Source organism: Pseudomonas farsensis (assembly GCF_014268805.2).
In the GTDB taxonomy this organism is placed as follows: domain Bacteria; phylum Pseudomonadota; class Gammaproteobacteria; order Pseudomonadales; family Pseudomonadaceae; genus Aquipseudomonas; species Aquipseudomonas farsensis.
This window is the reverse complement of sequence record NZ_JABWRF020000005.1, coordinates 173,504-191,864: the sequence shown is the minus strand read 5'-3', so window position 1 is coordinate 191,864 and position 18,361 is coordinate 173,504. Positions and strand designations below refer to the sequence as shown.

At 62.4% G+C, this 18,361-nt stretch carries 17 protein-coding genes; 14 read left to right on the top strand and 3 right to left on the bottom strand.

Annotation, left to right across the window (positions count from 1 at the left end):
* Positions 1 to 20: 20 nt before the first annotated feature.
* Positions 21 to 935 (bottom strand): ABC transporter permease subunit, encoded by a 915-nt coding sequence (locus HU719_RS23110; RefSeq protein WP_186523452.1) that lies wholly within the window; start codon positions 933 to 935, stop codon positions 21 to 23.
* A 154-nt stretch (positions 936 to 1,089) separates the two neighbouring features.
* On the bottom strand, positions 1,090 to 2,226 hold the full coding sequence (locus tag HU719_RS23105; RefSeq protein WP_186537443.1) for a branched-chain amino acid ABC transporter substrate-binding protein: 1,137 nt from the start codon (positions 2,224 to 2,226) through the stop codon (positions 1,090 to 1,092).
* Positions 2,227 to 3,064: 838 nt separating this feature from the next.
* Between HU719_RS23105 and flhA the strand changes: the two genes are divergently transcribed.
* The 14 genes from flhA to HU719_RS23035 all read left to right on the top strand — a co-directional run bounded on the left by flhA (position 3,065) and on the right by HU719_RS23035 (position 17,223).
* The gene (flhA, locus tag HU719_RS23100; protein ID WP_186537317.1) at positions 3,065 to 5,194 is read left to right on the top strand and encodes a flagellar biosynthesis protein FlhA; all 2,130 of its coding nucleotides are present in this window, start codon (positions 3,065 to 3,067) and stop codon (positions 5,192 to 5,194) included.
* Positions 5,195 to 5,205: 11 nt separating this feature from the next.
* The gene (gene flhF, locus HU719_RS23095; RefSeq protein WP_186520807.1) at positions 5,206 to 6,516 is read left to right on the top strand and encodes a flagellar biosynthesis GTPase FlhF; all 1,311 of its coding nucleotides are present in this window, start codon (positions 5,206 to 5,208) and stop codon (positions 6,514 to 6,516) included.
* A gap of 113 nt (positions 6,517 to 6,629) precedes the next feature.
* On the top strand, positions 6,630 to 7,463 hold the full coding sequence (gene fleN, locus HU719_RS23090) for a flagellar synthesis regulator FleN (protein WP_186520808.1): 834 nt from the start codon (positions 6,630 to 6,632) through the stop codon (positions 7,461 to 7,463).
* Complete coding sequence (fliA, locus tag HU719_RS23085; protein WP_186520809.1) at positions 7,460 to 8,200, top strand: RNA polymerase sigma factor FliA; 741 nt, start codon at positions 7,460 to 7,462, stop codon at positions 8,198 to 8,200. Before fleN ends, fliA begins: the two co-directional genes overlap by 4 nt.
* A 106-nt stretch (positions 8,201 to 8,306) precedes the next feature.
* Positions 8,307 to 8,681 carry a chemotaxis response regulator CheY gene (locus tag HU719_RS23080; RefSeq protein ID WP_186520810.1) on the top strand — a complete coding sequence of 125 codons (375 nt, stop codon included), beginning with the start codon at positions 8,307 to 8,309 and terminating at the stop codon, positions 8,679 to 8,681.
* 22 nt (positions 8,682 to 8,703) lie between these two features.
* On the top strand, positions 8,704 to 9,492 hold the full coding sequence (locus HU719_RS23075; RefSeq protein WP_186520811.1) for a protein phosphatase CheZ: 789 nt from the start codon (positions 8,704 to 8,706) through the stop codon (positions 9,490 to 9,492).
* A gap of 12 nt (positions 9,493 to 9,504) precedes the next feature.
* A complete protein-coding gene (locus HU719_RS23070; protein ID WP_186537318.1) occupies positions 9,505 to 11,727 on the top strand; it encodes a chemotaxis protein CheA in 2,223 nt (740 codons plus the stop codon).
* Positions 11,728 to 11,772: 45 nt separating this feature from the next.
* Positions 11,773 to 12,906 carry a protein-glutamate methylesterase/protein-glutamine glutaminase gene (locus tag HU719_RS23065; protein WP_186520813.1) on the top strand — a complete coding sequence of 378 codons (1,134 nt, stop codon included), beginning with the start codon at positions 11,773 to 11,775 and terminating at the stop codon, positions 12,904 to 12,906.
* Positions 12,906 to 13,646 carry a flagellar motor protein gene (locus HU719_RS23060; RefSeq protein ID WP_186520814.1) on the top strand — a complete coding sequence of 247 codons (741 nt, stop codon included), beginning with the start codon at positions 12,906 to 12,908 and terminating at the stop codon, positions 13,644 to 13,646. Before HU719_RS23065 ends, HU719_RS23060 begins: the two co-directional genes overlap by 1 nt.
* Positions 13,647 to 13,648: 2 nt before the next feature.
* Positions 13,649 to 14,506 (top strand): flagellar motor protein MotD, encoded by an 858-nt coding sequence (gene motD / locus HU719_RS23055; RefSeq protein ID WP_186520815.1) that lies wholly within the window; start codon positions 13,649 to 13,651, stop codon positions 14,504 to 14,506.
* 78 nt (positions 14,507 to 14,584) lie between these two features.
* Entirely contained in the window at positions 14,585 to 15,373 is a 789-nt protein-coding gene (locus HU719_RS23050; protein WP_186537319.1) for a ParA family protein, read from the top strand.
* Complete coding sequence (locus tag HU719_RS23045) at positions 15,373 to 16,278, top strand: CheW domain-containing protein (RefSeq protein ID WP_186537320.1); 906 nt, start codon at positions 15,373 to 15,375, stop codon at positions 16,276 to 16,278. Before HU719_RS23050 ends, HU719_RS23045 begins: the two co-directional genes overlap by 1 nt.
* Positions 16,279 to 16,346: 68 nt before the next feature.
* Complete coding sequence (locus HU719_RS23040; protein ID WP_186520818.1) at positions 16,347 to 16,826, top strand: chemotaxis protein CheW; 480 nt, start codon at positions 16,347 to 16,349, stop codon at positions 16,824 to 16,826.
* Position 16,827: 1 nt separating this feature from the next.
* Positions 16,828 to 17,223: a DUF2802 domain-containing protein gene (locus HU719_RS23035; RefSeq protein WP_186520819.1), complete on the top strand. Its 396-nt coding sequence runs from the start codon at positions 16,828 to 16,830 to the stop codon at positions 17,221 to 17,223.
* A gap of 385 nt (positions 17,224 to 17,608) precedes the next feature.
* On the opposite strand, the gene HU719_RS23030 is transcribed toward HU719_RS23035, so the two are convergent.
* On the bottom strand, positions 17,609 to 18,355 hold the full coding sequence (locus tag HU719_RS23030; RefSeq protein ID WP_186537480.1) for a substrate-binding periplasmic protein: 747 nt from the start codon (positions 18,353 to 18,355) through the stop codon (positions 17,609 to 17,611).
* Positions 18,356 to 18,361: the final 6 nt, after the last annotated feature.

Below are 18,361 nucleotides of genomic sequence, written 5' to 3'. Positions count from 1 at the left end.
AGTATTGGCAACAGACATGATCACACCTTGGCCACGAGTGGGCGGCCGAGCAGGCCTTGTGGGCGGAAAATAAGGATGATCACCAGCAGCGAGAAGCTGAACACGTCCTTGTAGTCGGAGTTGATCGTGCCGGCGAACAGCGACTCGGAAATCCCCAGGATGATCCCGCCAAGCATCGCCCCAGGCAGCGAGCCGATGCCGCCCAGCACTGCGGCGGTGAACGCCTTGATGCCGATGATGAAGCCTGCGTAGAAATCGAAGGTGCCGTAGTTCATGGTGATCAGCACGCCGGCCAGTGCGGCCATCACCGCGCCGATGACGAATACGTAGGAGATCACCCGGTCGGTATTGATGCCCAGGATCGAGGCCATCTTGCGATCCTGCTGCGTGGCCCGGCACATGCGCCCGAGCTTGGTGTACTTGATGACGTAGGTGAGCAGCGCCATGCCGGCGAATGCCGCTATCAGAATGAAGATCTTGGTGTAGGTCAGTTGCACGAAGCCGCTGCCGACCTCGACGCGCATGGCGCCTTCAAGCAGCGTAGGCACACCCTGCTGGCGCGCGCCCTGGCTGATCTGTGCGTAGTTCTGCAGGATCAGCGAAATGCCGATGGCACTGATCAGCGGTGCCAGCCGGGTAGAGTTGCGCAGCGGCTTGTAGGCGATGCGCTCGATGGTGAAGCCGTAGACACCGGTGACTACGACGGTAAACAACAGCGTGCCGAGCATCAGCAAGGGGAAGGATTCAACGCCGAAATAGGCCAGCAATGCCAGGCTGATTGCCGCCAGGTACGCGGAAATCATGTAAACCTCGCCGTGCGCGAAGTTGATCATGCCGATGATGCCATAGACCATTGTGTAGCCGATGGCGATCAGGCCATAGACCGACCCGAGGGTCAGGCCATTGACCAGTTGCTGCAGGAAAATACCATCCATAACGCAATCTCACCTGATTGAGACTGCACCAGCGCCGGCCACGGCGGCCTGGCGTGCAAAGGCCCTGGCGGCGCAACGGGGTGCAGATCTTCTGACAAAGACAGGTACCGCAGGGGCTTGGGCCCGGGCGTAGGGCCCGGGCCGGTTGCCGTTATTATTTTTGTTTGTCCAGCTGGTGGTACTTGCCGTTGGCATCCCACTGGTAGACCACGTAGTCGGACACGGTCAGGTCACCCTTGGCGTCCCATTTCTTCTCGCCCATGACGGTCTTGACCGGGTTGGCCTTGAGCCACTTGGCGGCATCTTCGCCTTTGTTCGACTTGGCGCCGTTGAAGCCTGCGGCCAGGGCTTCGAGCGAAGCGTAGGCGTACAGGGTGTAGCCTTCAGGTTCGGTGCCGTTCTTGCGGAACTCCTCGACCACCGCCTTGCTTTCTGGCAGCAGGCGCGGGTCGGCGCCGAAGGTCATGTACACGCCGTTGGTGTATTGCGCACCGCCTGCGGTGGAGACCAGCTCATCGGTGACGATGCCATCATCGGACATGAACGCCACGTCCTTCAGGCCCTGCTCGCGCAGCTGGCGTACCAGCGGGCCGGCTTCAGGGTGCAGGCCACCGAAGTAGACGACATCGGCACCGGCAGCGCGGATCTTGGTGACCACGGCGCTGAAGTCTTTCTCGCCGCGGGTCAGGCCTTCGTACAGCACCGGCTTGACGCCACGTTTTTCCAGCTGCGCCTTGGTCGCGTCGGCCAGGCCCTGGCCGTAGGTGTCCTTGTCGTGCAGCACCACCACCTTCTTGCCCTTGAGCACATCGACGATGTAGTTGCCGGCAACGATGCCTTGCTGGTCGTCACGCCCGCACATGCGGAACATCGCTGACAGGCCGCGTTCGGTGACCTGCGGGTTGGTGGAGCCCGGGGTGATGGCGATGACGCCGGCCTCGTCGTACACCTCGGAGGCGGGGATGGTGTTGGAGGAGCAGAAGTGCCCGACCACGCCGATTACCTTGTCCTGGTCGACCAGGCGGTTGGCCACGGCCACGGCCTGCTTGGGCTCGCAGGCATCATCGCCCTTCACCAGGACGATCTTCTCGCCGTTCACGCCGCCGGCTGCGTTGATCTTGTCGGCCGCTGCCTGGGCACCTTTCATGTATTGCTCGCCAAACGCTGCGTTGGCACCGGTCATCGGCCCTGCAACACCGATCTTGACGTCGGCCTGGACATACGAAGAAACACCTAACGCGGTGGCTACAGCCAGTGCCAGGAAACCTTTCTTGTAAAACGTCTGCGACATGAGGTGGTGCTCCTAGAGTTTTTTTTGGTTGGCACTACAACTTCTCAACCCTGTGCTCTGAGCAAGGGCCGTGCCATCGGTTTTGTCTTCTGGGAAAACACAGGGTAAGGCGCGATAACAGGCGACCAGCGGCCTTTTCTTTATTGAGCGTGCAACCGTCTGCGACGCGTGTAGCGCCACCGCATGCATAGACAAGTCGCAACCAGCCGGTGCCATCATTGCAACCCTTGGCAGTGTTAACGTGCAACCGTCCTGTAACAGCATGCGTCACCGAACTGCACACCGCTGGTGCGCAATTGCTACAGGGGGCACTGTTTCAAGGCTAGCGGGTGCACGGAAAAACACCTCTGCCGGCTGGCTATCACAGGTTCAAGGCAAGGCCTCGATATTGCGGCTGTGCGCGGTCTCTGTGGGAGATGCTATGGTTTTGTACAAACCTGTTCCCGCCAGACATATCTCCTTGTGGCGAACGCCTTTGTGGCGAGCGGGCTTGTCCCGCGTTGGGCTGCGCAGCAGCCCCTGGGGTTTTCAGGGCTGCTGCGCAGCCCAACGCGGGACTAGCCCGCTCGCCACGACTCTCTATCATTTGCCAAAGGATTGGGTCCCGCCAGCCATGTTGCGGTTGAGAGCGGCCCCTGTGGGAGCTGGCGCCAGCCTGCGATGAGGCCCCGACAGGCCTGCACAAAACCATAGAGCGGCCCCAGGGCCTGGCAGCAGACGCCTGTCCATGCCTGGCGCACCTCAAAATTCCCCCGCCAACGCAAAGTTGGAAAGCTTCTTGCACAAGCAGCGCCAGGCGCCACGCAGGCGTCAAAGTTTTGCTTGAAGAGGAAACCCGGTGGACCGCACCCAGTTAATCAGCAACGCCCGTAACAACCTGGCCGGTCTCGGTCGGGGCAACCTCGGCGTGCCGCTGCTTCTGCTGATCATGTTGGCAATGATGATGTTGCCGATCCCGCCGTTCCTGCTCGACGTCTTCTTCACCTTCAACATCGCACTCTCCATCGTCGTCCTGCTGGTCTGCGTCTACGCCCTGCGCCCGCTGGATTTCGCCGCGTTCCCCACTATTCTGCTGGTCGCGACCCTGCTGCGCCTGGCCCTGAACGTCGCCTCCACCCGCGTGGTCATGCTCCACGGCCAGGAAGGCCACGGCGCCGCAGGCAAGGTGATCCAGGCCTTCGGTGAAGTGGTCATCGGCGGCAACTACGTCGTCGGTGCGGTGGTCTTCGCCATCCTCATGATCATCAACTTCGTCGTTGTGACCAAAGGTGCCGGGCGCATTTCCGAGGTGAGCGCACGCTTTACCCTCGACGCCATGCCCGGCAAACAGATGGCCATCGACGCCGACCTCAACGCCGGCCTGATCGACCAGGCCCAGGCCAAGGCTCGCCGTACCGAGGTTGCCCAAGAGGCCGAGTTCTACGGCTCGATGGACGGTGCCAGCAAGTTCGTGCGCGGTGACGCCATCGCCGGCCTGCTGATCCTCTTCATCAACCTGATTGGCGGCATGCTCATCGGCATGCTGCAGCACAACATGTCGTTCAGCGATGCCGGCAAGGTATACGCCCTGCTGACCATCGGTGACGGTTTGGTGGCGCAATTGCCATCACTGCTGCTGTCCACCGCCGCCGCGATCATGGTGACCCGTGCTTCGGGCTCCGAAGACATGGGCAAGCTGATCAACCGGCAGATGTTCGACTCGCCCAAGGCGCTGGCGGTATCGGCAGGCATCATGATCGTCATGGGCCTGGTGCCGGGCATGCCGCACGTCGCCTTCCTCGGCCTGGGCGTGATCCCTGGCGGTGCGGCGTACCTGGTGTGGAAAAAGCAGCAGAAGGCCAAGGCGGTAGCGCTACAGGAAGTGCAGCGTCAGCAGGACCTGCTGCCCTCGCCGCAGCGCGCCCAGGAAACCAAGGAGCTTGGCTGGGACGACGTGACCCCGATCGACATGATCGGCCTTGAAGTCGGCTACCGCCTGATCCCGTTGGTGGACCGCAACCAGGGTGGCCAGTTGCTTGCGCGTATCAAGGGGGTGCGCAAGAAGCTGTCCCAGGACCTGGGCTTCCTCATGCCCACCGTGCACATTCGCGACAACCTCGACCTGCAGCCCAGCGCCTACCGCCTGACGCTGATGGGCGTGATTCTGGCCGAGGCCGAGATCTACCCGGACCGCGAGCTTGCGATCAACCCGGGGCAGGTGTTCGGTACGCTCAACGGCATCGCCGCCCGGGACCCTGCGTTCGGCCTGGAGGCGGTGTGGGTGGATATCGCCCAGCGCGCCCAGGCGCAGTCGCTCGGCTACACCGTGGTCGATGCCAGTACGGTTGTAGCCACGCACCTCAACCAGATCCTGCAAAAGCACTGTCACGAGCTGATCGGCCACGAAGAAGTGCAGCAATTGCTGCAAGTGCTGGCCAAGGCCTCGCCTAAGCTGGCTGAAGAGTTGGTGCCGGGCGTCATTTCCTTGTCGGGGCTGTTGAAGGTTTTGCAGGCGCTGCTGTCAGAGCAAGTGCCAGTGCGCGATATCCGCAGCATTGCCGAAGCCATCGCCAACAACGCGGCCAAGAGTCAAGATACCGCCGCGCTGGTCGCTACGGTGCGCGTCGGCCTGTGCCGCGCAATCGTGCAAAGCATTGTGGGCGTTGAGTCCGAGCTTCCTGTGATCACCTTGGAACCAAGGTTGGAACAGATCTTGCTCAATAGTCTGCAAAGGGCCGGGCAGGGTCAGGAAGATGGTGTTCTTCTTGAACCGAGCATGGCCGAGAAGCTTCAGCGTTCGTTGATCGAGGCAGCCCAGCGTCAGGAGATGCAGGGCCAGCCAGCCATCCTTCTGGTGGCCGGCCCGATCCGGGCCATGCTGTCGCGCTTCGGCCGCCTGGCTGTACCGAATTTGCATGTTTTGGCGTATCAGGAAATACCTGACAACAAGCAAGTCACCATCGTTGCCACCGTGGGCCCAAATGGCTGAGGTAGTGGGTTATGCAAGTTAAGCGTTTTTTCGCCGCCGATATGCGTCAGGCCATGAAACTGGTCCGCGATGAGCTTGGCGCCGATGCCGCGATTATCGGCAACCGGCGCATTGCTGGCGGTGTCGAGCTGACGGCCGCGCTGGACTACAAGCTGTCCGCGCTGGCGCCGCGCGTGCCCAACGTCGAACTCGAAGACGAACTGCGCAAGACCCAGTCCCGCATCGTCACTGCCCAGGCCGAAATCAGCGGCCGCAACGAACTGGGCGACGGCAACCGTCAACTGTTCGCCGGCCAGTCGCTGACCGCCTCCGAGCCGCTGGTAGAGCCGCATGTGGAAGCGCCGCAAGCGGCACCTGCGCCGGCACCGGCACCGGTCGAAGCGCGCCTGCTGGACGCCATGCGCTCAGAGCTTTCGGGCCTGCGCGAACTGCTTGAAGTGCAGCTCGGCTCGCTGGCCTGGGGCCAACTGCAAGGCAGCAAGCCGCAGCAGGCCAACCTGTGGCGCCGTTTGCAGCGCCTGGGCTTGTCCGGCGGGCTGGCCCGTGAACTGCTTGAACTGACCGCTGGCATCGAAGAGCCGCGCCAAGCCTGGCGCATGGTGCTTGCGCACCTGGCGCGGATGATCGAAGTGCCGCAGATCGAGCCGATCGAGGAGGGCGGGGTCATCGCCATGGTCGGCCCGGCCGGCATGGGCAAGACCACCACCCTGGCCAAGCTGGCTGCACGCTACGTGCTCAAGTACGGCGCCAACAACCTGGCCCTGGTGAGCATGGACAGCTTCCGTATCGGCGCCCAGGAGCAGCTCAAGACCCTTGGGCGCATCCTCAACGTCTCGGTAACCTACGTCGACCCGGGCGAGTCCCTGGCCCAGGCGTTGGAGCCGCTGCTGCGCAAGCGTGTGGTGCTGATCGACACCGCCGGCCTGCAAGCCAGCGACCCGGCACTGCGCATGCAGCTCGAAACGCTGGCAGGGCGAGGCATTGCCTCGAAGAATTATCTGGTCATGGCCACCACCAGCCAGAAACAGGTGCTGACCGCCGCCTACCACAGCTACAAGCGCTGCGGCCTGGCCGGTTGCATCCTGACCAAGCTCGATGAAACGGCCTGCCTCGGCGAAGTGCTGAGCCTGGCCATCAGCCATGAGTTGCCGATTGCCTATCTGACCGATGGCCCGCGCATCCCTGAAGACCTGCAACTGCCGCGCAAGCACCAGCTGGTAAGCCGCGCGGTCAGTGTGCAGATGCAAGACGAGCCCAGCGAGGAGGCCATGGCCGACATGTTCGCTGATCTCTACCACAACCCTGGCAAGCGGGTGGGTTGAGGTGAAAACGGTAAAAAGTACCTACATCATGGGGTTGCCCGGCAGATCCGTGGCGTCGAGCGTTCAGCCCCCTGAGTGGCCTGGGTTCAAGCGAGACAAGGTAATCAGAAGACATGGGTAGCATGCATCCCGTACAGGTGATCGCCGTCACCGGTGGTAAAGGTGGCGTCGGCAAGACCAACGTTTCAGTGAACCTGTCCCTGGCACTGGCCGAGCTCGGCCGCCGGGTCATGCTGCTTGATGCCGACCTGGGCCTGGCCAATGTCGACGTGCTGCTCGGTCTGACCCCCAAACACACCCTCGCCGATGTCATGGAAGGGCGCTGTGAGCTGCGCGATGTGCTGCTGCAGGGGCCAGGTGGGGTACGTATCGTCCCTGCCGCCTCCGGCACGCAGAGCATGGTGCACCTGGCGCCGGCCCAGCATGCTGGCCTGATTCAGGCGTTCAGCGATGTTGGCGACAACCTCGATGTGCTGGTCATCGACACCGCTGCCGGCATTGGTGACTCGGTAGTCAGTTTTGTGCGCGCCGCGCAGGAAGTGCTGCTGGTGGTGTGCGACGAGCCCACCTCGATCACCGACGCCTACGCCCTGATCAAGCTGCTCAACCGCGATTACGGCATGAACCGCTTCCGCGTGCTGGCCAACATGGCACAAAGCCCGCAGGAAGGGCGCAACCTGTTTGCCAAGTTGACCAAGGTCACGGACCGCTTCCTCGACGTCGCCCTACAATACGTCGGCGCCGTGCCTTACGACGAATGCGTTCGCAAGGCGGTGCAGAAGCAGCGGGCGGTCTATGAGGCCTTCCCTCGGTCCAAGTGTGCGCTGGCTTTCAAGGCCATCGCGCAGAAGGTCGATAGCTGGCCGCTGCCTGCCAACCCGCGTGGGCATCTGGAGTTTTTCGTCGAGCGTTTGGTGCAGCCGACCAGTGCGGGGCCAGTACTATGAATTCGAGCGGTTTCAAGATGTACAGCAAGGCGTCCAAGGACGCGCAGTACGAGCTGGTTGAACGCTACGCGCCACTGGTCAAACGCATCGCCTATCACCTGCTGGCGCGTCTGCCGGCCAACGTGCAGGTTGAAGACCTCATCCAGGCCGGCATGATCGGCCTGCTGGAAGTGGCCAACAAGTATGACGCCAGCAAGGGCGCCAGCTTCGAAACCTACGCCGGTATCCGCATCCGCGGAGCGATGCTCGACGAGGTCCGCAAAGGTGACTGGGCGCCACGTTCGGTGCATCGAAATACGCGCATGGTCAGTGATGCAATGCGTTGTGTTGAAGCAAGAACTGGCCGTGACGCTAAAGATCACGAGGTTGCTGCCGAACTCCAATTGAGTCTCGATGATTACTACGGGATTCTGAACGATACCTTGGGCAGCCGACTGTTCAGTTTCGACGACCTTTTGCAGGACGGCGAACATGAAGGGTTGCACGAGGATGGAGTGAGCGGACAGCTTGAGCCATCGCGTGATCTGGAAGACGAGCGCTTCCAGCGTGCCCTGGCCGATGCGATCGCCAACCTGCCGGAGCGCGAGCGCCTGGTACTGGCGCTGTACTACGACGAAGAGCTGAACCTCAAGGAAATCGGTGAGGTCCTGGGGGTCAGCGAATCGCGTGTCAGCCAGTTGCACAGCCAATGTGCAGCTCGGCTGCGCAGCCGCCTTGGGGAATGGCGCGCGCGTTGAACCCAGGTTCAGTGCAGTCGTTTATTTTTGTAGTGCCGAATTGATTGAGCGCGCGCTCGGCGCCGAGCGCGTTAAAGACTGCTTGGAGGTCTAATTGAACAAAGACATGAAAATCCTCATCGTTGACGACTTTTCGACGATGCGGCGGATCATCAAGAACCTGTTGCGTGATCTGGGCTTCACCAATGTCAAGGAAGCCGATGACGGCAACACGGCACTGCCGATGCTCCATAGCGAGAACTTCGACTTCCTCGTGACCGACTGGAACATGCCTGGCATGACCGGTATCGACCTGTTGCGCGCAGTGCGCGCCGACGAGCGCCTCAAGCACCTTCCCGTGCTGATGGTGACCGCCGAAGCCAAGCGCGAGCAGATCATTGAAGCGGCCCAGGCCGGCGTCAACGGTTACGTGGTCAAGCCTTTCACCGCCCAGGCGCTGAAAGAAAAGATCGAAAAGATCTTCGAACGCGTCAACGGCTGAGCCACGTCAGGGGGCGCAAGCAATGGAGTCAACCAACAACTCTTTGGGTGAGTTTGAAACGACCCTGAAGAAGCATGCCCAGGAACTGGTCGAGAGCCTCGAGCGCGGCCGGTTCGGTGATGCCGTGCAGCTTATCCACCAACTGAACCAGACCCGCGACCGCGGGCTGTATCAGGAAGTCGGCAAGCTCACACGCGAATTGCACAGCGCAATCGTCAACTTCCATATCGACCCGGCAACGCCGCAGGCCGAGGAAGTGTCGCAGATCACTGACGCCACCGAGCGCCTCTCCTATGTGGTTCGCCTCACTGAAGGCGCGGCCAACCGCACCATGGACCTGGCCGAGGCGTGCACCCCGGTGCTCAACGACCTGGCCAGCGAGGCGCGCAGCTTGTCCACCGACTGGCAGCGCTTCATGCGCCGCGAAGTGGAAGCGACGGAGTTCCGTGAGTTGGTCAAGCGTGTCGACAGTTTCCTGACGCATAGCGCTGAAGGTAACCAGAAAGTCGCCGGCCACCTCAACGAGATAGTCCTGGCTCAGGACTATCAGGACCTCACCGGTCAAGTGATCAAGCGCGTCACTGCGCTGGTTACCGAAGTTGAAAGCAACCTGCTCAAGCTCGTGCTCATGGCCAGTCAAGTCGACCGGTTTGCCGGTATCGAACATGACCACGAGCAGCTGCGTGCTGAAAAAGATGAAGAAAAACATCCAACTCGGGGTGAAGGTCCGCAGATTCATGCCGATAAGCGTGAAGACGTCGTGTCCAGCCAGGACGATGTTGACGATTTGCTGTCCAGCCTGGGTTTTTAAGGAGCACGTTTAATGAGCTTCGGCGCCGATGAAGAAATCCTTCAGGATTTCCTGGTAGAAGCCGGCGAAATCCTCGAGCTTTTGTCCGAGCAGCTGGTCGAGCTGGAAAGCCGACCGGACGATGCGGACTTGCTCAATGCGATTTTCCGCGGTTTCCACACTGTTAAAGGGGGCGCCGGCTTCCTTCAGCTCAACGAGTTGGTGGAGTGCTGCCATATCGCGGAGAACGTCTTCGACATCTTGCGCAAAGGTGAGCGCCGGGTCGACGCCGAGCTGATGGACGTGGTGCTCGAAGCACTCGACACGGTCAACAGCATGTTCAGCCAGGTGCGCGAGCGCACCCAGGTTACCCCCGCTACCCGTGAGCTGCTGGCGGCGCTGTCGCGCCTTGCCGAGCCGGGTAGCGCGGCACCTGCACCTGTGGTCGAGCCTGAACCTGTGGTCGAGGCCGCTGCTGAGGCGGACATCACCGACACCGAGTTCGAGCAATTGCTCGATTCGCTCGACGCGGTCAAGGCCCAAGCTGCCCAAAGCGAGCAGGCGCAGGGCCAGGCAGTCAGCGCCGAAGGTGACGAGATCACCGATTCGGAGTTTGAATCGCTGCTTGACCAGTTGCACGGCAAAGGCCAGTTCTCGGCACCCGCCGTGGCCAGCGCTCCCGCTGCCGCCCCGGCCGCTGGCAGCGATGAAATCACCGATGACGAGTTCGAGTCGCTGCTCGACCAGTTGCACGGCAAAGGCACCTTCGCCGTTGACGCGCTGCCGGCTGCAAGCGCAGCGCCTGCTGGCGCCACCGCCAGCGGTGACGAAATCAGCGAGCACGAATTCGAAGCGCTGCTGGACCAGTTGCACGGCAAAGGCAAATTTGCCGCTGACGCCGTTGCCGCCGAAGCGCCTGCCGCCGCAGTGGTAGCCGCAGCGCCCAAGGCTGAAGCCAAGCCGGCACCGGCTGGCGCACCAGCACCGGCCCCGGCCCCAGCTGCCAAACCTGCCGCCGCCGCCGCGCCTGCTGCAGCCCCGGCCCGCGCCCCGGCACCTGCTGGCGATAAACACGGTGCCAGCGAAGCGGAAACCACCGTACGGGTCGATACCGCACGCCTGGACGAGATCATGAACATGGTCGGCGAACTGGTGCTGGTGCGTAACCGCCTGGTGCGCCTGGGCCTGAACAGCGGCGACGAGGCCATGTCCAAGGCCGTGTCCAACCTCGATGTGGTCACTGCCGACCTGCAGACCGCGGTCATGAAGACGCGCATGCAGCCGATCAAGAAGGTCTTCGGGCGCTTCCCGCGTCTGGTTCGCGACCTGGCGCGCCAGCTCAAGAAAGAGATCAACCTGGAGCTGGTCGGCGAAGAGACCGACCTGGACAAGAACCTGGTCGAGGCCCTGGCCGACCCGCTGGTCCACTTGGTGCGTAACGCGGTCGACCACGGTGTCGAGATGCCGGACGAGCGTGAAGCGTCTGGCAAGGCCCGCACTGGCCGAGTGGTGCTGTCGGCCGAACAGGAAGGCGACCACATCCTGCTGTCGATCTCCGATGACGGCAAGGGCATGGACCCAAGCGTGCTGCGTGCCAAGGCCGTTGAAAAAGGCCTGATGGACAAGGATGCAGCCGACCGCCTGAGCGAGTCGGACTGCTACAACCTGATCTTCGCCCCGGGCTTCTCGACCAAGACCGAGATCTCCGACGTGTCCGGCCGTGGTGTCGGCATGGACGTGGTGAAGACCAAGATTTCCCAGCTCAACGGCTCGATCAACATCTTCTCGGCCAAAGGCCAAGGTTCGAAGATCGTCATCAAGGTGCCGCTGACCCTGGCGATCATGCCAACCCTGATGGTGATGCTGGCCAACCAGGCGTTTGCCTTCCCACTGGTCAACGTCAACGAAATCTTCCACCTCGACCTGTCGCGTACCAACGTGGTCGATGGCCAGGAAGTGGTGATCGTTCGCGACAAGGCGCTGCCGCTGTTCTACCTCAAGCGCTGGCTGGTGCAGAACCAGGAGCACGAAGAGCAGCACGAGGGCCATGTGGTGATCCTGTCGGTCGGCACCCAGCGTATCGGCTTTGTGGTCGACCAGCTGGTAGGCCAGGAAGAAGTGGTGATCAAGCCGCTGGGCAAGATGCTGCAGGGAACGCCAGGCATGTCCGGCGCCACCATTACCGGTGACGGCCGTATTGCGCTGATTCTCGATGTTCCGAGCATGCTCAAGCGTTACGCCGCACGGCGTATTTGATTCTGGTGGCGCGCCCTTGCGGGTGCGCCACTTAATGGAGTGTTTATGGCAGTCAAGGTCCTGGTGGTGGATGATTCCGGTTTCTTCCGCCGCCGTGTCTCGGAAATTCTCTCGGCCGACCCGACCATTCAGGTCGTAGGTACTGCAACCAACGGCAAGGAAGCGATCGAGCAGGCACTGTCGCTCAAGCCCGATGTCATCACCATGGACTATGAAATGCCCATGATGGACGGCATCACCGCCGTACGGCACATCATGCAGCGTTGCCCGACCCCGGTCCTGATGTTCTCCTCGCTCACCCATGAAGGCGCTCGCGTCACCCTGGACGCGCTGGATGCCGGTGCCGTCGACTACCTGCCCAAAAATTTCGAGGACATTTCGCGCAACCCGCAAAAGGTCCAGCAGATGCTCTGCGAGAAGGTTCACACCATCTCGCGCAGCAACCGCCGTTTCAGCGCCTACTCAAGCCCGGCACCTGCCGCAGCGCCGGCTGCCAGCACCCCGGCCGCCGCCAGCAGCCTGCACAGCAGCGCCCCGGCCCCGCGCGCAGCCGCGCCGGCACCTGCCGCCCGTGCGGCTGCGCCCGCCCAGGCGCATTCGCCTGCGCCCAAGCGCAAACCTTACAAACTGGTTGCCATCGGTACCTCCACCGGCGGCCCGGTGGCGCTGCAACGGGTGCTCACGCAACTGCCCGCCAGCTTCCCGGCGCCTATCGTGCTTATCCAGCACATGCCGGCTGCGTTCACCAAGGCTTTTGCCGAGCGCCTCGACAAGCTGTGCAAGATCAGCGTCAAGGAAGCCGAGGACGGTGACGTACTGCGCCCGGGCCTGGCCCTGCTGGCCCCAGGCGGCAAGCAGATGATGGTCGATGGCCGTGGCACGGTGAAAATCCTGCCCGGTGACGAGCGCCTTAACTACAAGCCTTGCGTTGACATCACTTTTGGTTCGGCCGCCAAGTCCTATGGCGACAAGGTGCTCTCGGTGGTACTCACCGGCATGGGCGCCGATGGCCGCGAAGGCGCACGCCTGCTCAAGCAGGGCGGCAGCACCGTGTGGGCACAGGATGAAGCCAGCTGCGTGATCTACGGCATGCCCATGGCCATCGTCAAAGCCAACCTTGCCGACGCCATCTACAGCCTGGATGAAATCGGCAAGCACCTGGTCGAGGCCTGCGTCTGATGGATGTGCTCAGCCTGATAGGCCTGATCCTGGCGTTCGTCGCCATCGTCGGCGGCAACTTGCTCGAAGGCGGCCACGTCGGCGCGCTGGTCAACGGCCCGGCGGCGCTGATCGTGCTCGGCGGCACCCTGGCGGCAGCGCTGCTGCAGTCGCCGCTGTCGTCGTTCAAGCGCGCCTTGCAGATCGTGCGCTGGATCTTCTTCCCGCCACGGGTGGACCTGGCTGGCGGCATTGACCGCGTGGTCAACTGGAGCCTGACGGCGCGCAAGGAAGGCCTGCTGGGCCTGGAAGGGGTGGCTGATGCCGAGCCCGACCCCTATGCGCGCAAAGGCCTGCAGTTGCTGGTGGACGGCGCCGAGCCCGAAGCCATCCGCAGCATCCTTGAAGTTGACTTCATTACCCAGGAAAGCCGCGACATCCAGGCCGCCAAGGTGTTCGAGTGCATGGGCGGCTACGCGCCGACCATCGGCATCATCGGTGCGGTCATGGGCCTGATCCATGTGATGGGCAACCTGGCGGACCCTGCGCAACTGGGCGGCGGCATTGCCGTGGCGTTCGTGGCCACCATTTATGGTGTGGCCAGTGCCAACCTTATCCTGTTGCCGATTGCCAACAAGCTCAAGGCGCTGACCCTGCGCCAGTCGCGTTACCGGGAAATGCTGCTCGAAGGCCTGCTGTCGATCGCCGAAGGCGAAAACCCACGCTCTATCGAGTTGAAGCTGCAAGGCTTCATGGAGTAAGCATGGCTCGCCGTCGTCATACCGAGGAACATGAAAACCACGAGCGCTGGCTGGTGTCGTACGCCGACTTCATCACCTTGCTGTTCGCCTTCTTCGTGGTCATGTACTCGATTTCCTCGATCAACGAGGGCAAGTACAAGCAGATTTCCCAGGCGCTGGTCGGGGTCTTCAATGACCCTGAGCGCAGTGTCAGGCCTATTCCTATCGGTGATGAGCGGCCGCTGACGACAAAACCGGTCGAGCCGTTGATCAAGGACAGCGAACAGACCGACGCAGCCCTTGGCCAGGCCAGCATCGACCCGCTCAAGAGCATTGCCGATGACGTGCGCAGTGCCTTTGGCGACCTGATCAGCAGCAACCAGATGACCGTGCGCGGCAACGAGTTGTGGGTGGAAATCGAACTCAACTCGGCATTGCTGTTCGGCAGTGGCGATGCCATGCCCAGCGATGTGGCCTTCGAGATCATCGAAAAGGTCGCCAATATTCTCAAGCCGTTTGCCAACCCGGTGCACGTCGAAGGCTTTACCGACAACCTGCCGATCCGCACCGCGCAGTACCCGACCAACTGGGAGCTGTCTTCGGCGAGGGCGGCGAGCATCGTGCGCTTGCTGGCCATGGAAGGGGTGAACCCCGGGCGCATGGCGTCGGTGGGCTACGGCGAGTACCAGCCGGTCACCACCAATGACACTGCCGAAGGCCGTGCGCGCAACCGCCGCGTAGTGCTGGTGATTTCACGCAACCTTGAAGTGCGCCGCAGCCTGACCGGCAGTGGCAGCGCCAATGCCACGCCAGATGCTGCGTTGCGCAGGGCTGGCACACAAAGTGCACCAGCCACGCCAGCAGGGTCGACCGGGGGCTGAAGCCGTCAATTCCCCGTCACCGAATATTCAACCGTTCCCGGCAGGGCAGGCGGCCATCCCGGGAGGAAGCAACGCACGATGAGAGTCTGGGCAGTAGCCAATCAAAAGGGTGGCGTTGGCAAGACCACCACCACGATCGCCCTGGCCGGCTTGCTGGCCGAGGCGGGCAAGCGTGTGGTCGTCGTCGACCTCGACCCGCATGGTTCGATGACCAGCTATTTCGGGCACAACCCCGATGCGCTGGAACACAGCTGCTATGACCTGTTCCTGCACAAAGGCGTGGTGCCCGACGGTTTGCCGGGGCAACTGCTGCTGCCGACCAGCGACCAGCGCATTTCCTTGCTGCCTTCAAGCACCGCCTTGGCCGTGCTCGAGCGCCAGTCGCCGGGCCAGAACGGCCTGGGCCTGGTGATCGCCAAGAGTCTGGCGCAGCTGTGGCAGGATTTTGATTTTGCCCTGATCGACAGCCCCCCGTTGCTGGGTGTGCTGATGGTCAACGCCCTGGCTGCGAGCCAGCAGTTGGTGGTGCCGGTGCAGACCGAATTCCTTGCCGTCAAAGGCCTGGAACGCATGGTTGGCACCCTGGCCATGATCAACCGCTCGCGCAAGCAGGCGCTGCCCTACCAGATTGTTCCAACCCTGTTCGACCGCCGCACCCAGGCCTCGCTCGGCACCCTCAAGCTGGTGCGCGACACCTATGGCGAGCAGGTCTGGCAAGGCTACATTCCGGTGGATACGCGCCTGCGTGACGCCAGCCGCAACGGCGTTACGCCGTCGCAGTTCGACGGCAAGAGCCGCGGGGTTATCGCCTACCGCGCCTTGCTCAAGCACCTGCTCACTTACCGTTCTGCATTGCAGGTAGCCTGATGAATAGCGCCCCACACATCGCCACCAAGCCGCAGATGGCCTTGCAGTCCTACCTAGATGGCCTGCTGCAAGAGGCTACCGAGACTGTCGAGGAACCCGTTGCGGCGCCGGTTGCGCAAGCTGTGGTCGACGATTTCGAAGCGGCCGTGCGCGAAGAACAGGCAGCCGATGCCCGCCGCCAGGCCGACCCCGCGCCGGTACAGGCCGCGCCGCGCCCGTTTGCCGAGCCACAGCCGCAGGTATTGCCGACCGTGCTGGCACCGGCCCGCGCGGTCGAAGAGCCCGTGGTCAGCGTGGTCGACACCCAGGTAGTGGCCGAGGCGAGCATTCCGGTACTCACCGACGTACAAACTGCCGAGCTTGTCGCGCCGCTGGTCGAGGTGCACCTGCCGGCGCCCGCCGCACCGGTACCGCCAGCGACTGTCGACGGCCGCCCGGAGTGGGCTGCCGAACCGTTCGAATGCCTGTTGTTCGATGTTGCCGGGCTGACCTTGGCGGTGCCTTTGGTGTGCCTGGGCTCGATCTACAACCTGGCTGGCCAGGAGTTGACGCCGTTGTTCGGCCAGCCGGACTGGTTCCTCGGCATCCTCAGTTGCCAGGCGGGCAACCTCAAGGTGCTCGACACGGCGCGTTGGGTGATGCCCGATCGCTATCGCGATGACTTCCGCCAGGGCCTGCAATATGTGATTTCGGTGCAGGGCTACGAGTGGGGGCTGGCGGTGCATCAGGTCAGCCGCTCGCTGCGCCTGGACCCAAGCGAGATCAAGTGGCGCAGCCAGCGTGGCCAGCGCCCGTGGCTGGCCGGTACGGTTATCGAGCACATGTGCGCATTGCTCGATGTCGCCGCCCTTGCCGAGTTGATCGCCAGTGGTGCGGTCAAGCAAATGAACAGCAAACCCAACTGAATCAACGCCGCTACTGCCGCGGCTAACAACGAGCACACCGCCAAAGGCGGATTTTGAGGGATAGGGGAATGAAAAAGTCGTCTGCACAAGGTTCCGAAGATCCGATCCTGCAGTGGGTAACCTTCCGTCTGGACAACGAGTCCTACGGCATCAATGTCATGCAGGTGCAGGAAGTCCTGCGCTACACCGAGATCGCCCCGGTACCGGGCGCCCCTAGCTATGTACTGGGTATCATCAACCTGCGCGGCAACGTGGTGACGGTCATCGACACCCGCCAGCGTTTCGGCCTGATGCCAAGCGACATCAGCGACAACACCCGTATCGTCATCATCGAAGCGGACAAGCAAGTGGTCGGCATTCTGGTCGACAGCGTGGCTGAAGTTGTCTACCTGCGTCAGTCGGAGATCGAGACTGCACCAAACGTGGGTAACGAAGAGTCGGCCAAGTTCATCCAGGGCGTTTGCAACAAGAACGGCGAGCTGCTGATTCTGGTTGAGCTGGACAAGATGATGACCGAGGAAGAGTGGTCTGAGCTGGAGAACATCTGAGTTGATTTTCGAGGTTGCTGTCATCTTCCTGGCGCTGCTGTGGGCGCTGAGCCTCTGGTTCTTCCTCAATTACAGCAAGCGCCAGCGCGAACTCGCGGCCCAACAGGCCGTGGGCGATGCGCTGCGTGACCAGCGTATCAAGGACCTGGCCAAGCGTCTGGATGACTACCAGAACGTGACCGTGCGCATGGGTGATGCCATCCACGAGCTGCGTGCGGCGGTAGCGCCGTTGCCGGAGAAGCTGCAGCAACTGGAGCAGCGTGACCCTAACAGCGTCACGTTCGCTCAGGCTGCCAAGCTGGTGGGTATGGGGGCGAGTGTTCAGGAACTGACTCAAACCTGCGGTTTGACCCAGGCTGAGGCGCAGTTGATGAGCAAGTTGCACCGCGGGGATTGAGAGGGGTTTTGTGCAAGCTTGTTCAGGCCTCATCGCAGGCTGTCGCCAGCTCCCACAGGGTCCGCGTCAGCTGGTTAGGGGGCGCTGGCCTGATCCCCGTGGGAGATTCTATGGTTTTGGGCAAGTCGCTTTTGATTGTGTAGGAGCGGCCTTGTGTCGCGAAAGGGCTGCGAAGCAGCCCCAGCGATTCTGGTGGGTGCTCAGATCCTGGGGCCGCTCCGCAGCCCTTTCGCGGCACAAGGCCGCTCCTACACTGACCGCGTAGACGGCATCGATATGTGGATGGGCGAGCTCTGTGGGAGCTGGCGATAGCCTGCGATGCGCCGCGCCAGCGGCGCTCGATCTTATAGGCGCCGGATAGTTTCCGGCGGACACCTCGCAGCCTTCAGCCACCCCCGTCGGCCTCGGTATAGCGCTGGATGATCCGCTCGATCTCCCCCGACTGTTTCATCCGCACCAACGCCCTGAGCACTGCCTGAGTCGGCAGTGCCGGGTCGCTGCGCACCATGCACCCCAACGACTGCTCCTCAAGCACCGCCACCGCTGGCAAACGCTGCTGCGCCGGCAGTTGCCGGTTGAACCACTGCAATGACAACTGGTTGCTCACCGCATGCTGGTAGCGTTCGGCCTGTAGCTTGCGCAACACCAGCAGTTGGTTGCGGCTGTCCTCGCGCTGCAGGTGACCGCGTGCAAAAAGCCCCTCCAGGGTAGGGTAGTGGTAACCCAGCACTGTGCCGATGGCCTGGGCCTGCAGACCCTCGGCGCTTGCTTTGGCGGTCTCGCCTGGGCGCCCGACCAACAGGTCGCGCTGCTCGATCAGCGGGATGCTCCAGATATAGTCACCCGGGCGGTTGGTCAGCCACTGGCTGGCAACATAACAGCGCACGTCGATGTCGCCGTTTTCCATGGCCTCTTGCAGGCGCAACCTGGCCATCACGTGATAGTGCGGGGTGATGCCGGTTTCCCGCGCGATGCCCTGGATAATGTCGAAAACGATACCCTCGACCGGTTGCTCGGCCTCGATACGCACCAGCGGCATGCTCCAACTTTCGGCGATGGAAAAGCGCAGCGCTGGCGGCTCGGCCAGGCTGTGGCTGCTGCATAACAACAGAATGGCCAGCAGTCGGCGCACGCTCAT